The organism is Streptomyces sp. NPDC041784, from assembly GCF_055591025.1.
Genome location: NZ_JBVJAB010000023.1, coordinates 100,216 through 114,568, shown reverse-complemented (window position 1 = coordinate 114,568; position 14,353 = coordinate 100,216). Strand labels below are relative to the sequence as shown.

At 71.9% G+C, this 14,353-nt stretch carries 13 protein-coding genes and 1 pseudogene; 10 read left to right on the top strand and 4 right to left on the bottom strand.

All coding sequences use genetic code 11. The features are described from left to right. Nucleotides 1-31: 31 nt before the first annotated feature. A complete protein-coding gene (locus ACZ6D7_RS35585; protein WP_469500068.1) occupies nucleotides 32-1,729 on the top strand; it encodes an RNA polymerase sigma factor in 1,698 nt (565 codons plus the stop codon). On the opposite strand, the gene ACZ6D7_RS35580 is transcribed toward ACZ6D7_RS35585, so the two are convergent. Then, nucleotides 1,701-2,078, bottom strand: a complete 378-nt coding sequence (locus tag ACZ6D7_RS35580; protein WP_469500066.1) for a winged helix-turn-helix transcriptional regulator — start codon at nucleotides 2,076-2,078, stop codon at nucleotides 1,701-1,703. The genes ACZ6D7_RS35585 and ACZ6D7_RS35580 overlap by 29 nt on opposite strands. 40 nt (nucleotides 2,079-2,118) lie before the next feature. On the opposite strand from ACZ6D7_RS35580, the gene ACZ6D7_RS35575 reads away from it, so the two are divergent. Continuing rightward, entirely contained in the window at nucleotides 2,119-2,721 is a 603-nt protein-coding gene (locus ACZ6D7_RS35575; protein WP_469500064.1) for an NADPH-dependent F420 reductase, read from the top strand. A gap of 23 nt (nucleotides 2,722-2,744) precedes the next feature. Here ACZ6D7_RS35575 and ACZ6D7_RS35570 read toward each other — a convergent pair whose 3' ends face one another. Together ACZ6D7_RS35570 and ACZ6D7_RS35565 are read right to left on the bottom strand one after the other, a co-directional pair. Continuing rightward, nucleotides 2,745-3,431, bottom strand: a complete 687-nt coding sequence (locus ACZ6D7_RS35570) for a glycerophosphodiester phosphodiesterase (RefSeq protein WP_469500063.1) — start codon at nucleotides 3,429-3,431, stop codon at nucleotides 2,745-2,747. Nucleotides 3,432-3,447: 16 nt separating this feature from the next. Further along, on the bottom strand, nucleotides 3,448-4,515 hold the full coding sequence (locus tag ACZ6D7_RS35565; RefSeq protein ID WP_469500105.1) for an adenosine deaminase: 1,068 nt from the start codon (nucleotides 4,513-4,515) through the stop codon (nucleotides 3,448-3,450). 259 nt (nucleotides 4,516-4,774) lie between these two features. Here ACZ6D7_RS35565 and ACZ6D7_RS35560 point away from each other — a divergent pair, with 259 nt between their 5' ends. After that, nucleotides 4,775-5,548 (top strand): DUF4190 domain-containing protein, encoded by a 774-nt coding sequence (locus ACZ6D7_RS35560; RefSeq protein ID WP_469500061.1) that lies wholly within the window; start codon nucleotides 4,775-4,777, stop codon nucleotides 5,546-5,548. 106 nt (nucleotides 5,549-5,654) lie between these two features. Here ACZ6D7_RS35560 and ACZ6D7_RS35555 read toward each other — a convergent pair whose 3' ends face one another. After that, a complete protein-coding gene (locus ACZ6D7_RS35555) occupies nucleotides 5,655-6,212 on the bottom strand; it encodes an NADAR family protein (protein WP_469500059.1) in 558 nt (185 codons plus the stop codon). A gap of 212 nt (nucleotides 6,213-6,424) precedes the next feature. Between ACZ6D7_RS35555 and ACZ6D7_RS35550 the strand changes: the two genes are divergently transcribed. The 7 genes and pseudogenes from ACZ6D7_RS35550 to ACZ6D7_RS35520 form a co-directional block, all read left to right on the top strand. After that, nucleotides 6,425-7,939, top strand: a complete 1,515-nt coding sequence (locus ACZ6D7_RS35550; protein WP_469500057.1) for a gamma-aminobutyraldehyde dehydrogenase — start codon at nucleotides 6,425-6,427, stop codon at nucleotides 7,937-7,939. Between the two features lie 55 nt (nucleotides 7,940-7,994). Then, on the top strand, nucleotides 7,995-9,242 hold the full coding sequence (locus ACZ6D7_RS35545) for a polyamine ABC transporter substrate-binding protein (RefSeq protein WP_469500055.1): 1,248 nt from the start codon (nucleotides 7,995-7,997) through the stop codon (nucleotides 9,240-9,242). Continuing rightward, nucleotides 9,239-10,399, top strand: coding sequence for an ABC transporter ATP-binding protein (locus tag ACZ6D7_RS35540; RefSeq protein ID WP_469500053.1), 1,161 nt, complete (start codon nucleotides 9,239-9,241; stop codon nucleotides 10,397-10,399). The genes ACZ6D7_RS35545 and ACZ6D7_RS35540 overlap by 4 nt, the downstream gene beginning before the upstream one ends. Continuing rightward, nucleotides 10,399-11,328: an ABC transporter permease gene (locus ACZ6D7_RS35535; protein ID WP_469500052.1), complete on the top strand. Its 930-nt coding sequence runs from the start codon at nucleotides 10,399-10,401 to the stop codon at nucleotides 11,326-11,328. Before ACZ6D7_RS35540 ends, ACZ6D7_RS35535 begins: the two co-directional genes overlap by 1 nt. After that, on the top strand, nucleotides 11,329-12,129 hold the full coding sequence (locus ACZ6D7_RS35530) for an ABC transporter permease (RefSeq protein ID WP_469500050.1): 801 nt from the start codon (nucleotides 11,329-11,331) through the stop codon (nucleotides 12,127-12,129). Between the two features lie 22 nt (nucleotides 12,130-12,151). Continuing rightward, entirely contained in the window at nucleotides 12,152-13,591 is a 1,440-nt protein-coding gene (locus tag ACZ6D7_RS35525) for an NAD(P)/FAD-dependent oxidoreductase (RefSeq protein WP_469500048.1), read from the top strand. Nucleotides 13,592-13,724: 133 nt separating this feature from the next. Further along, a pseudogene (locus tag ACZ6D7_RS35520) lies at nucleotides 13,725-14,183 on the top strand (hypothetical protein); the annotation flags it as partial. Nucleotides 14,184-14,353: the final 170 nt, after the last annotated feature.

Genomic DNA, 14,353 nt, shown 5'->3' with positions numbered 1-14,353 from the left:
ACAGCGGGGGCCCGGCTGAGAGGGTGCGGGCATGAGGACGGATGCCGAGGCCGAGGCCGGCCGGTCCTGGCGCGCCACCATCGCCGCCGCGCAGGCCGGCGACCGGCACGCGCTGGACGAACTGGTCGCGGGCTGGCTGCCGCTGGTCTACAACGTGGTCGGCCGCGCCCTCAACGGCCACGCCGACGTCGACGACGTCGTGCAGGAGACGATGCTGCGGGCCGTCGACAACCTCGGCTCGCTGCGCGACCCCGACAGCTTCCGCTCCTGGCTGGTCGCCATCGCCATGCGGCAGATCCGCGACCGGGCGCGCCGCCGCACGGCCCAGCGCCTCGACGAGAGCACGGCCCACGACGGGGCCGCCGACTTCGCCGAACTCACCGTCCTGCGGCTCCAGTTGGAAGGGCAGCGGCGCGAGGTCGCGGAGGCCGTGCGCTGGCTGGACGCGGAGGACCGGCAGCTGCTGTCCCTGTGGTGGCTGGAGGTCGCCGGGGAACTCACCCGCCGTGAACTGGCCGCCGCCGTCGGCATCAGCCGGCAGCACGCCGCCGTGCGCGTCCAGCGGGTGAAGGAACGGCTGGAGGTCTCCCGGGGCATCGTGCGCGCCCTCGACGGCGCCTGCCCCGGCCTGCGCGAGCTGACCGCCCGCTGGAACGGCCGCCCCGACTCCGTCTGGCGCAAGCGGCTGGCCCGGCACATCCGGGGCTGCGGCTACTGCGGCGACCCCCGCGAGTCCGTCGTCCCCGCCGAGCGGCTGCTCGTCGGCATCGCGCTGGTGCCCGTCCCGGTCGGCTTCGCCCTCTCCCTCGGCCTCGGCGGCAAGACGGCCGCGGCCGCCGCCGGTGCCGCCTCCGCCGGATGGTCCGCGAAGGTGCTGAGCGCGCTGACCAAGCCCGCCGTCGCGGTGACGGCCGGCGCGACCCTCGTGGCGGGCGGCGCCTACGTCGTCGTACAGCCGCCGGACGGCCCGCCGACGCGCGCGGCCACCGCCCCCACGGCGAGCACGTCCGCCGAGCCGGCGCCCCCGCCCACCCCGTCCGCCCCCGGGTCGCCCTCGCCGTCCGCGTCCCCCTCCCCGTCCGAGACCGCGAAGCGGACGGCGCTGTACGGCAGTGTCGTCGACGCCGTCGACCGGGCGCCGGACCCGGACACCCCGCCCGCTGCCCTCCCGCGCCGCCCCGGGACCGGCGTCACCAGCACCGGCGGCGCGCACGCCGTCATGAACCACCGCGGGGACAGCGTGACGCTGAGCGGCCGGGGCTATGTCCTCGTGCGCTGGCAGATCTCGCCGCAGTACCGGTCCGGCAGCCTGGTCATGCCGGCCTGGACCGGCCTCCGGGGCAAGCTCTTCCACGTGGCCTCGGGCGGCGGCCGCCGGATGGACGACCCGGTCAGCGCCACCGACGCCACCGCCACCGGCATGGGCGACGCCACCGTCGGCTACGCCGTCCCGCCGGCCGGCACCCAGCAGATGTGGCAGAACGAGTACTTCTACGTCGATGGCAGCGTCACCCTCGTCCAGAACGAGCGGGGCGCCGACTACGGCCTGAGCGTCTTCCCGTCGAACTGGGACGCGGTCACCGAGGACCTCCGGACCGGGCCGGCGCAGGGCGCCAAGCGGTACGGACTCGTCCGCGACACCGGCGGCGACGACACCCCCGTCCCGCAGTACGTCACCCGCGAGACCCCGGCCGACCCGGCTACGGTGCCCCAGCGCTCCCGCGTGTAGCGGTGTGCCGGTCCTGCGCGGCGAGCACGTCGTCCCCGTGCTCGAACGCCCAGGCGCCGACCGCGTCGATCGCCGGGAGCAACGTCCGCCCGAGCGCGGTCAGTTCGTAGTCGACGCGGGGCGGGGCACCGCCGTGCGCACGGCGGGCGACGAGCCCGTTGAACTCCAGCCGCCGCAGCGTCTGCGTGAGTACCTTCTGGCTGATCCCGCCGATGCGCCCGCGCAGTTCGCCGTGGCGCACCGGGCCCTCGCGCAGCGCCCACAGCACCACCGCGTTCCAGGTGTGCGCGAGCAGGTCGAAGGCGAGGCGGGCGCGGCAGTCGGCGAGGAAGCCCTGGTCCGAGGTCACGTACCGAATGGTGCCCGAGCGGCTTCCTACAGTCCCGGACATGAACATAGGAATCCTCGGCAACGGAGCGATGGCGGACGCGCTGGGCGGCCGGTGGCGGCAGGCCGGACACCGGGTGGTGACCGGCGGCCGGCCGGGCGGGCTGCGGGAGGCGGCGCGGTCCGGGACGGACGCGGTGCTGCTCGCCCTGCCGTACGGGGCGGCGGCCGAGATCGTCGCCGGGCTCGCGGACGTGCTGCGCGGGCGGGTGCTGATCGACTGCACCAACCCGGTGGGGCCCGGCTTCCGGCTGCTCACCGCGGGCGGCCCGTCGGCCGCCGAACGCATCGCCGCCGCCGCGCCCGGCGCCCATGTCGTCAAGGCCTTCAACCTCTGCCATGTCGACGTCTGGCGCCTCACCCCACCGGTCTTCGACGGCCGCCCCCTCGCCGTCCCCCTGTGCGGCGACTCCGCGCCGGCCCTGTCCGTCGTCCGCCGGCTCGTCCGCGACCTCGGCTGCGAGCCGCTGAACGCCGGGGGACTGGACCGGGCGGGGCTGGTCGAGGCGACGGCGGCGCTGCTGATCGGGCTGTGGGTGGGGGAGGGGGCGGACGCGCAGGCGATCGCGCCGCCGCTCGCCCACGCCGGGCCCAGCGCGCCCTAGCGGGGGTCAGCGTCTTGGCGGGGTCAGCCCTGTTTGCGTACGGCGGTCAGGGCGTCGATGCGGTTGGTGGTGATCGAGTCGACGCCCAGGTCGATGAGGCGGCGCATGGAGCGGCGGGTGTCCGGCGTCCACACGGAGAGCAGGTGGCCGCCGTGGTGGACCCGGGCCGCCAGCTCGCGGTCGACCAGGGAGAAGCGGTAGTTGAGCCAGCGGGGCTTCACCGCCGCGAGCAGGGCGGGGCGCGGCGGAGCCAGGCTCGTGCAGGTCAGGGCGATCTCGGCGGACGGGTCGGCCGCGCGCACGGCGAGCATCGCGGTGGCGCCGGCGCAGTAGTAGGCGCGGTCGGCCGCCCCGGCCTCCCGTACGGCGTCCACCACCCGGCGGGCCGCCCGCGGCTCCCGGGTGCCGGGCAGGTCGATCATCACCCGGGTGCCGTCGGTCGCCGCGAGCGCCTCCGCGAGGGTCGGCACCCCGCCCGCCGTCAGCCCCCGTACCTCGGCCGCCGACAGCGACACCAGCGGCCGGTCCAGCTCCCACAGCCGCTTCAGCGTCGCGTCGTGCAGGAGCACGGGCACGCCGTCCCTGGTGAGCCGTACGTCGAACTCGACGGCGTCCGCGCCGCGGTCGAGCGCGGAACGCAGTGAGTCGAGGGTGTTCTCACGGAAGCGGTACGGGTCGCCGCGATGGGCCACGGCAGTCACGGTCTGCATGGGCCCATTGTGGCGGTCAGGGGGCGAGCCACTCCGCCGTGTAGGTGTCGATCTCGTCCCGGACACGGCTCTTGTCGGCCTCGTCGAGGAACGACGCGTCGACCGCGTTCTTCGCGAGGTCGGCGACGCCCCGCTCGTCGAGGTCGAGGAGCCGGGCGGCGACCGCGTACTCGTTGAGGAGGTCGGTGCCGAACATCGGCGGGTCGTCGGAGTTGATCGTGACCAGCACGCCGGCCTTCACGAACTCCTTGATCGGGTGCTCGTCGAGGGTGCGGACCGCGCGGGTGGCGATGTTGGAGGTCGGACACACCTCCAGCGCGATCCGGTGCTCGGCGAGGTGCGCGAGCAGCTTCTCGTCCTGCGCGGAGCTGGTGCCGTGCCCGATGCGCTCGGCACGCAGGTGGGTCAGCGCGTCCCACACCGTCTGCGGTCCTGTGGTCTCGCCGGCGTGCGGCACGGAGCGCAGCCCGGCGGCGATCGCCCGGTCGAAGTACGGCTTGAACTGCGGGCGCGGGACGCCGATCTCCGGGCCGCCGAGCCCGAACGAGACCAGGCCCTCGGGGCGGACCCGGTCGGAGACGGCCAGCCGCGTGGTCTCCTCGGCGGCCTCCAGCCCGGCCTCGCCGGGGATGTCGAAGCACCAGCGCAGCACGGTCCCGAACTCGGCCTCGGCCGCTTTGCGGGCGTCCTCGATCGCCTCCATGAACGCCCGCTCGTCGATCCCGCGCCGGGTGGAGGAGAACGGCGTGATGGTCAGCTCGGCGTAGCGCACCTGCTGCCGGGCCAGGTCGCGGGCGACCTCGTAGGTGAGCAGCCGGACGTCCTCCGGGGTGCGGATCAGGTCCACGACCGACAGGTACACGTCGATGAAGTGCGCGAAGTCCGTGAACGTGAAGTAGTCGACCAGGGCCTCGGGGTCCGTGGGCACCTTGGAGTCGGGGTGGCGGGCGGCCAGCTCGGAGACGATCCGCGGGGAGGCGGAGCCGACGTGGTGGACGTGCAGTTCGGCCTTGGGCAGTCCGGTGATGAAGCCGTGCAGGTCACGGGCGCCGGCCGCGGCCGACGAGGTGGGTCCTGCGGGCACGGCCGGTACGGCGGAAGCGTCGAAGCGATCGGTCAAGGTGTCCTCCCCGGGACGGCGCCCCGGGCCGCGTGGGCCGGACGGGACGCGAGTGATCGGCTGATCGATGGGTCGGGATCATCGTAGGCGGAGGCCCCGCGGCTCTCGACCCCTGCCGACCCGGCGGGCCCCTGCTGTCCCGGCGGGCGTCCGGCCCCCTCCCCGCCCTGTCACCTCGGGGCCGTAGCATGACGGAACGTACGACTGAGGGGGGACTTCACGCATGTCCGACGACGCGCCGACTCCGGCCGGTGACGCAGGCCGCGATCTGTGGCCCGCGCCCGCTTCCGACGAGGACGGCGGTCCGCAGGACGCGGCTCCGAAGGTGCCGTTGGACAAGGGGGCCACGCCGAACCCCTGGGCCGTGCCGAGCGGGCCCGGGAACACCCTGGCCTCGAACGAGCCGCTCACCCCGGCCCCGGCCGCGCGGCACCAGGCGCCGCCGTCCGTGCACGACCAGCTGACCGTCACCTCCCTGCCGGGTGTCACCCCGGACACCCCCGCGCAGCCCTGGGCCAGCCCCGTCGCCCCGTCGGCGGGCGGTGCCCTCGGCTCCTTCCCGCCGCCCAACCCGGCGACGGCGGCGGGCGGCCCGCCCCCCAACCCCTTCGCGCCTCCCGTCCAGGACGGCTCGGTCCCCCCGCCGCCCATCGCCCCGGACGGCCCCGGACAGGTCCCCTACGGCTACCCCGGCGGCTACGGCTACCCGCCCCAGTCCGCCGGCTACTTCGGCTGGCCCGGGCCCGGCGCGGCGGGGAGCAACGGGATGGGGGTCACCGCGCTGGTGCTCGGGATCATCTCGGCCGTGGTGTTCTGCATCTGGCCGGTGGCGATCGTCCTCGGCATCCTGGCCGTCGTCTTCGGCGGGGTCGGCCGCGGGAAGGCCAGGCGCGGCGAGGCCACCAACCCCGGCCAGGCCCTGGCCGGCATCATCTGCGGCACCGTGGGCATCGCGCTCGGCATCGGTCTGGGCGCCCTCGTCATCTGGGCCCCCTGACCGACTGCCACCACCCCCTGGGTACCGACTGCCACCGCCCCCTGGGTACCGACTGCCACCGCCCCCTGGGTACCGACTGCCACCGGCCCCCTGAGCGAAGTGCCGGTCACCTCTCTCTGAGCCGGCGCCTCGCCTCCATCAGCGCGAACCCCAGGAGGTTCGGCCCCCGCCACCGCTCCGGGTCCATCGCCGCCTCGTCGTCCGCGGCGAGGCCGATGCCCCACACGCGGTCCACGGGGCTCGCCTCCACCAGCACCCGCTCACCCGTGCCCAGCAGGAACGCCTTCAGCCGCGGATCCGAGCCGAACTTGTGGACGCTGCCCTCGACCACGATCCGCAGCCGCTCCCGCTGCCAGGTCTCCTCGTCGAACCCGCGGACCAGACGCCCCGCCTTCTTCGCCTCGGATGGGTGCCCGGCGGCCAGCGCCCGCCGCTCCGCCTCGGCGTCGCCGAACAGCCGCGCCTTCTCAGCCATCATCCAGTGCTCGGCCGTGGCGTAGGCGACCGAGTCGACCACGAACGGTGACGGCCACCACTGGCTCAGACAGCTCGCGCCGAGCCGGCCGTCCGGCAGCGGCCGGTGTCCCCAGAAGTGCAGATACTTGATCCTCGCCCCCGCCCGGACCTCCCTGACCAGGGCCTCCCTGTCATCGATCTTCTCCATGCACGCCAGCATGGCAGGCACCACTGACACTGCGTCCTGCCTTTTCCGTCCCGACTCGACACCTGGTCGACAGATTCCGTCGCGTAACCAAAAGGCAACAACGGAATCACTTGTTGGAGTGCCATACCTCTGTCAGGATCGTCACTCAAATCGAGCTGGAGCTACGCCACCCACCCTCGCGAGCAGTGGGGGCGAAGGCGGAGGAGAGGGACATGCAGGACCGGTTCCCCGCACAGGAACGATTCACGGACGGCGCCCAGTACATCGCGGGCCGCCTCACCCACGGCACGTCGGGCCGCACCCACGCCGTCGTCGACCCGGCCACCGGTGAGGAGGTCTTCACCTACGAGCTGGCCTCCGCCGCCGACGTGGACGCGGCCGTCGCCGCCGCGCGCGCCGCCTTCCCGGGCTGGGCCGGGGCGACCCCGGGCGAGCGCTCCGACGCCCTGCACCGTTTCGCCGCCGTCCTCGCCGACCACGCCGACGATCTCGCCCGCGCCGAGTCCCTCCAGTGCGGCAAGCCGCTGAAGCTGACCCGCGAGTTCGACGTACCGGGCACGATCGACAACACCGCCTTCTTCGCCGGCGCCGCCCGTCACCTCCAGGGCCAGTCCGCGGGCGAATACTCCGGCGACCACACCTCGTACGTCCGCCGCGAGCCCATCGGCGTCGTCGGCTCCATCGCCCCCTGGAACTACCCCCTCCAGATGGCCGCCTGGAAGATCCTCCCGGCGATCGCCGCGGGCAACACCATCGTCCTGAAGCCCGCCGAACTCACCCCGCTCACCTCCCTCCTCTTCGCCCAGGCGGCCACGGAGGCGGGGATCCCCGACGGTGTGATCAACATCGTCACCGGGACGGGCCCGGAGGCCGGCGAGCACCTGGTCGGCCACCCCGACGTGGCGATGACCTCCTTCACCGGCTCCACCGGTGTCGGCAAGCGGGTCGCCGAGATCGCCACCGCCACCGTCAAGCGCCTCCACCTGGAGCTGGGCGGCAAGGCGCCCTTCGTCGTCTTCGACGACGCCGACCTGGAGGCCGCCGTCAACGGCGCGGTCGCGGGCGCCCTCATCAACACCGGCCAGGACTGCACCGCCGCCACCCGCGCGTACGTGCAGCGGCCCCTCTACGAGGCGTTCGTCGAGCGGACGGCCGCCCTCATGGAGACCGTCCGGGTCGGCGACCCGTTCGCCCCGGGCACCGACCTCGGCCCCCTGATCTCGCACGTCCAGCGCGACCGCGTCGCCGGATTCGTCGACCGGGCGCGCGGCTACGCGCGCGTGGTCACCGGCGGCGAGGCGCCCCAGGGGGAGCTCGAGAAAGGTGCGTACTACCTCCCCACCCTGATCGCCGACGCGGCCCAGGACAGTGAGGTCGTCCAGTCCGAGCTCTTCGGCCCGGTGCTCGTCGTCCTGCCCTTCGACAGCGACGACGAGGGCATCCGGCTGGCCAACGACACCCCCTACGGGCTCGCGGCCTCCGCCTGGAGCCGGGACGTGTTCCGGGCGAACCGGGCGACCAGGGAGATCAAGGCCGGGTGCGTGTGGATCAACGACCACATCCCGATCATCAGCGAGATGCCCCACGGGGGCTATAAGGCGTCCGGCTTCGGCAAGGACATGTCGGCGTACTCGTTCGAGGAGTACACGCAGATCAAGCACGTTATGTTCGACAACACCGCGGTCGTCCGGAAGCCCTGGCACCGCACCATCTTCGGGGACTCATAAGCGACGACGATCGGCCGACGACCACGGCCGGACCTCCCGAAAGGGCACCACGCGCATGGAGCAGTACGAGCCCGACCGCCTGAGCCCGGCCCAAGCGGCCGCCCTACGGCGCAGCCTCCGCAACGGCAGGGCGGCCATGACCCGCCGGTCGCTGCTGCGCGCCTCCGCCGGCGGCGCGCTCACCCTGGGCGGCCTCGGGGCGCTGAGCGCCTGCGGGATCCCCGCGGCAGGCAAGACCGAGGGCGGCACGTCCGCCGAGGACCACTCGGCGAAGGAGAAGACCGTCAGCTTCTCCAACTGGACCGAGTACATGGACGTCGACGACAGCGGCAAGAGCCATCCCACGCTCGACGCGTTCACGAAACGGACCGGCATCAAGGTCAAGTACACCGAGGACATCAACGACAACAACGAGTTCTTCGGCAAGATCAAGCCGCAGCTCGCCGCGGGCCAGGAGACCGGCCGCGACCTGATCGTCCTCACCGACTGGCTGGCCGCGCGGCTGATCCGGCTGGGGTGGGTCCAGAAACTGGACCCGTCCAACCTGCCGCACGCGTACGCCAATCTGTCGCAGCAGTTCCGCAGCCCCGACTGGGACCCGGGCCGGGCGTACTCGTACCCCTGGCAGGGCATCTCCACGGTCATCGCCTACAACAAGAAGGCGCTCGACGGCGTCGAGGTGACGTCGGTCTCCGACCTGCTGGACAACCCCAAGCTCAAGGGCCGGGTCGGCTTCCTCACCGAGATGCGCGACAGCATCGGCATGACCCTGCTGGACATGGGCAAGGACCCGGGGAAGTTCACCGACGACGACTACGACGCGGCGATCGCGCGTCTCCAGAAGGGCGTCGACAGCGGCCAGATCCGCCGCTTCACCGGCAACGACTACACGTCCGACATCACCAGCGGGGACTTCGCGGCCTGCATCGCCTGGGCCGGTGACGTCGTCCAGCTCAAGGCGGACAGCCCCGACGTCGACTTCGTCATCCCGGACAGCGGCTACATGACGTCCAGCGACAACCTGCTGATCCCCAACAAGGCGCGCCACAAGACGAACGCCGAGCGGCTCATCGACTACTACTACGAGCCGGAGGCGGCCGCCGAACTGGCCGCCTACATCAACTACGTCTGTCCCGTCGACGGCGTGAAGGACGATCTCGCGAAGATCGACCCGGATGCGGCGGACAACCCGCTGATCATCCCCGACAAGGCCATGCAGGCGAAGTCCCACGCCTTCCGCTCCCTGAGCTCGAAGGAAGAGACGGCCTACGAGGCGAAGTTCGCGAAGCTCACTGGGGCGTGACGACGATGAAGACCACCGACAACGGCAGCGGCGACGTCCGCCTCTCCGGCATCAGCAAGACCTACGGCTCCTTCACCGCCGTCCATCCGCTGGACCTGACCGTCCCGCAGGGCTCGTTCTTCGCTCTGCTCGGCGCCTCCGGCTGCGGCAAGACCACCACCCTGCGCATGATCGCCGGCCTGGAGGAACCTTCCTCCGGCACCGTCCACCTCGGCGACCAGGACGTCACGGTCCTCCCGCCGTACAAGCGCCCGGTGAACACGGTCTTCCAGTCCTACGCCCTCTTCCCGCACCTCGACATCTTCGAGAACGTCGCCTTCGGTCTGCGCCGGCGCGGCATCAAGAGCGTGAAGAAGCAGGTCGAGGACATGCTGGAGCTGGTCCAGCTCGGCGAGCAGGCGCGCAAGAAGCCGCACCAGCTCTCCGGCGGCCAGCAGCAGCGCGTCGCCGTGGCCCGCGCGCTCATCAACCACCCCAAGGTGCTCCTCCTCGACGAGCCCCTCGGCGCCCTCGACCTCAAGCTGCGCCGCCAGATGCAGCTGGAGCTGAAGCGCATCCAGACCGAGGTCGGCATCACCTTCGTGCACGTCACCCACGACCAGGAGGAGGCCATGACCATGGCCGACACGGTCGCGGTGATGAACGCCGGCCGCGTCGAACAGCTCGGCTCGCCCGCGGACCTGTACGAGAACCCGCAGACCACGTTCGTCGCCAACTTCCTCGGCACCTCCAACCTCATCGAGGCCGAGGTCGACACCAAGAGCGGTGACGACGTCGTCCTCAAGGCGGGCGGCGGCAAGCTGGTGCTCCCCGAGGCCCGCTGCTCCGCGCCCACCACGGCCGGCGGCAAGGTCCTGGTCGGCGTCCGCCCGGAGAAGATCTCCCTCAGCCACGCCGACGACGCCGGCGAGATACCCGAGGGCCGCAACCGCATCACCGGGAAGATCGCCCACTCGTCGTTCATCGGCGTCTCCACGCAGTACGTCATCGACAGCCAGGTCTGCCCCGACTTCGAGGTCTACGCCCAGAACATCGAGCGCGACGCCCGGCTCGTCCCCGGCGCCGACGTCGTCCTGCACTGGAGCCCCGCCCACACCTTCGGCCTCGACGCGGCCCAGGACATCGACGCGGGCATCCAGGAAGAGGCGGCGGTCTGATGGCGACGCTCACCGAGGCGCCCCCGCCTCTCGCCCCGACGGCCCCCGAGAAGAAGCCGCCCCGCAGGCGCGGCCGCCTGACGCCGTACTGGCTGCTGCTGCCCGGACTGCTCTGGCTGTTCGTGTTCTTCGCGCTGCCGATGATCTACCAGGCCTCCACGTCCGTGCAGACGGGCTCCCTGGAGGAGGGCTACAAGGTCACCTGGCACTTCGCGACCTACTGGGACGCGTTCGGCGAGTACTGGCCGCAGTTCCTGCGCTCGGTCCTCTACGCGGCCTCCGCCACGGTCCTGTGCCTGGTGCTGGGCTACCCGCTGGCGTACCTGATCGCCTTCCGCGCCGGACGCTGGCGCAACCTGATCATGATCCTGGTGATCGCGCCGTTCTTCACCAGCTTCCTGATCCGCACCCTCGCCTGGAAGACGATCCTCGCGGACTCCGGGCCGGTCGTCGGCGCCCTCAACACCCTGCACGTCCTGGACGTCACCAGCTGGCTCGGCTGGACCTCCGGCGACCGGGTCCTCGCCACCCCGCTCGCGGTCGTGTGCGGTCTGACGTACAACTTCCTGCCGTTCATGGTCCTGCCGCTCTACACCTCGCTGGAGCGCATCGACGGGCGGCTGCACGAGGCGGCCGGCGATCTGTACGCCCGGCCGATCACCACCTTCCGCAAGGTCACCTTCCCGCTGTCGATGCCGGGGGTCGTCTCCGGCACGCTGCTGACCTTCATCCCGGCGGCCGGTGACTACGTGAACGCCGAACTCCTCGGCTCGACGGACACCCGCATGATCGGAAACGTGATCCAGACGCAGTTCCTGCGCGTCCTGGACTATCCCACGGCGGCGGCCCTGTCTTTCCTTCTCATGGCCGCGATTCTCTTCATGGTCACTTTCTACATCCGCAGGTCGGGGACGGAGGATCTGGTCTAAATGCCCTTCGTCAACTGGCTCAAGCGCAATCTCGTCGTCATCGCGGGACTGCTCACCCTCGGCTATCTGCTGCTGCCCAACGTCGTCGTCACGGTGTTCTCCTTCAACAAGCCGAAGGGGCGCTTCAACTACCAGTGGCAGCAGTTCTCCACGGACGCCTGGAAGGATCCCTGCGGCGTCGCCGACATGTGCGGCTCGCTGTCGACCAGCCTCCAGATCGCGTTCTGGGCGACGCTCGGCGCGACCGTCCTCGGCACGATGATCGCCTTCGCGCTGGTCCGCTACCGCTTCCGCGCGCGGGGCGCCGTCAACTCGCTGATCTTCCTGCCCATGGCCATGCCCGAGGTCGTCATGGCGGCCTCGCTGCTCACCCTGTTCCTCAACCTGGGTGCTCAGTTGGGTTTCTGGACGATCCTCATCGCGCACATCATGTTCTGCCTCAGCTTCGTCGTGACGGCCGTCAAGGCGCGCGTCATGTCGATGGACCCGAGGCTGGAGCAGGCGGCCCAGGACCTCTACGCCGGCCCGTTCCAGACGTTCGTCCGGGTCACCCTGCCGATCGCGGCCCCCGGAATCGCCGCGGGCGCGCTGCTCGCCTTCGCGCTCTCCTTCGACGATTTCATCATCACCAATTTCAACGCGGGTTCGACCGTCACCTTCCCCATGTTCGTCTGGGGCTCGGCACAGCGCGGCACACCCGTTCAGATCAATGTCATCGGTACGGCCATGTTCCTCATCGCCGTACTGTTCGTCCTGACCTCGATGGTCATCAGCAATCGCCGCAACAGACAAAAGGCATAAGCCCCTGTAGGGAGTTGAAATCATGGCCCCAAGCGCCATGAGCCGTGGCACAGAAGACAACAACAACTGGACGAAGTCGCTTTCCGAAGCGCAGCCGGTCCCGTACTGGCTGGAAGACCCCGGCAAGCCCCACCCCGAGCCCGCGCTCACCGGCGCCGAGACCTGCGATCTGCTGGTCGTCGGCGGCGGGTACAGCGGACTGTGGACCGCGCTCGTCGCCAAGGAGCGCGAACCGCAGCGGGACGTGGTGCTGCTGGAGGGCCGCGAGGTGGGCTGGGCCGCCTCGGGCCGCAACGGAGGCTTCTGCGCGGCCTCCCTCACCCACGGGCTGCCCAACGGGCTCGCCCGCTGGCCCGACGAGATCCACACGCTCCAGGAGCTGGGCGCGCGCAACCTCGACGAGATCGAGGCGGCGATCGCCCGGCACGGCATCGACTGCGACTTCGAGCGCACCGGCGAGATCGACGTCGCCACCGAGACCTACCAGGCGTGGGAACTGCGCGACTGGTACGAGGAGATCGAGCGCAAGGGCCTCGCCGACGGCATCGAGTTCCTCGACGCCGACGCGGTCCGCGAGCAGGTCGCCTCGCCCACCTTCGAGGCCGGCCTGTACGACCGCCGGGGCGTGGCCATGCTGCACCCGGCCAAGCTCGCCTGGGGCCTGAAGGAGGCCTGCGTCCGTCTCGGCGTGCGCGTCTACGAGCACACGCCCGCCCTGACGCTGAAGGCGTACGGCGCCGGCATGGCCGTGAGCACCCCGTACGGGCGGGTCCGCGCCCGGCAGGTCGCGCTCGGCACCAACATCTTCCCCAGCCTGGTCAAGCGGGTGCGGGCCTACACCGTCCCGGTCTACGACTACGCCCTGATGACCGAGCCGCTGACCGACGGGCAGCTCGACGCGATCGGCTGGAAGAACCGGCAGGGACTCGGCGACTCCGCCAACCAGTTCCACTACTTCCGGCTGTCCGCCGACAACCGGATCCTGTGGGGCGGCTACGACGCCGTCTACCCGTACGGCGGCCGGGTGCGCGCCGAGTACGACGACCGGCCGGAGACGTACGCCAAGCTCGCCGGGCACTTCTTCACCTGCTTCCCGCAGCTGGAGGGCGTCCGCTTCACGCACGCGTGGGGCGGCGCGATCGACACCTGCTCGCGCTTCTCGGCGTTCTTCGGCACGGCCCACCAGGGCAAGGTCGCCTACGCGGCCGGGTACACCGGGCTGGGCGTCGGCGCGACCCGGTTCGGCGCCGAGGTGATGCTGGACCTGCTGGCGGGGGAGAGCAGCGAGCGCACCCGGCTGGAGATGGTCCGCCGCAAGCCGCTGCCCTTCCCGCCGGAGCCCTTCGCCTGGACCGGCATCGCGCTCACCAAGTGGTCGCTGGCGCGGGCCGACGCACACGCCGGGCGGCGGAACCTGTGGCTGCGGACCATGGACCGGCTGGGCCTCGGCTTCGACAGCTGACCGCCGGCCGCCCGACGGAGTGTGATCCGGTTCACCCCATCGGGATGCCGTAACCCGCGTAATGCTTGCAGGGGACCTCCCTCTCCCCCTCGGGCGCGACCGACCGCGTCACGGGAGAGAGGGAGGTCTTCACATGGCTGGGGCGAAGACGGCGGTCGAATGGCCGGCATCCGTCGCACCGGATCCCGAGTCCTGCCGCTGGGAATGGGAGCGCAACCCCCTGGGGGTGGCGCTGCTGCCGGTGGGCAGGGCCAGGGACGTACTCATCCTGCCGAGCGAACTCGGCTACGCCACCCTCGACGTGCTCACCCGCATCATCGGCCGGCCGGGGCCCGTGCTCGTGGACTTCGGCGACAACCGCATGGGCTTCTTCGTGCCGCCCGGCACGGCCGCCCGCTGGATCGGCACCGGCACCGGCACCGGCATCCGCACGGCCGGCGCCGGCACCTGGATCGTCGTGCCATACCCCGGCCGCTCCACCCGCGGCGTCCGCCGGCTGATGCCACCGGACGGCTCCGGCACCCTGACCGACCCGTCACTCCTCGAACTCGCCATGCACGAGGCGGCGGCGGGCCTGGCCCGGGGGACGGACGACTTAGGGGGCGTGTTGTGGATCTTGCCCCGGGTCGGGGGGGGGGGGGGGGGGGGGGGGGGGGGGGGGGGGGGGGGGGGGGGGGGAGGGAGGGAGGGGATGAGCCGCCGCGCGTGGGGGGGGTTTTGGGGGCCTCTTCCCTTGCCCGCGCCTCCCCTCTCCCCCCCCCC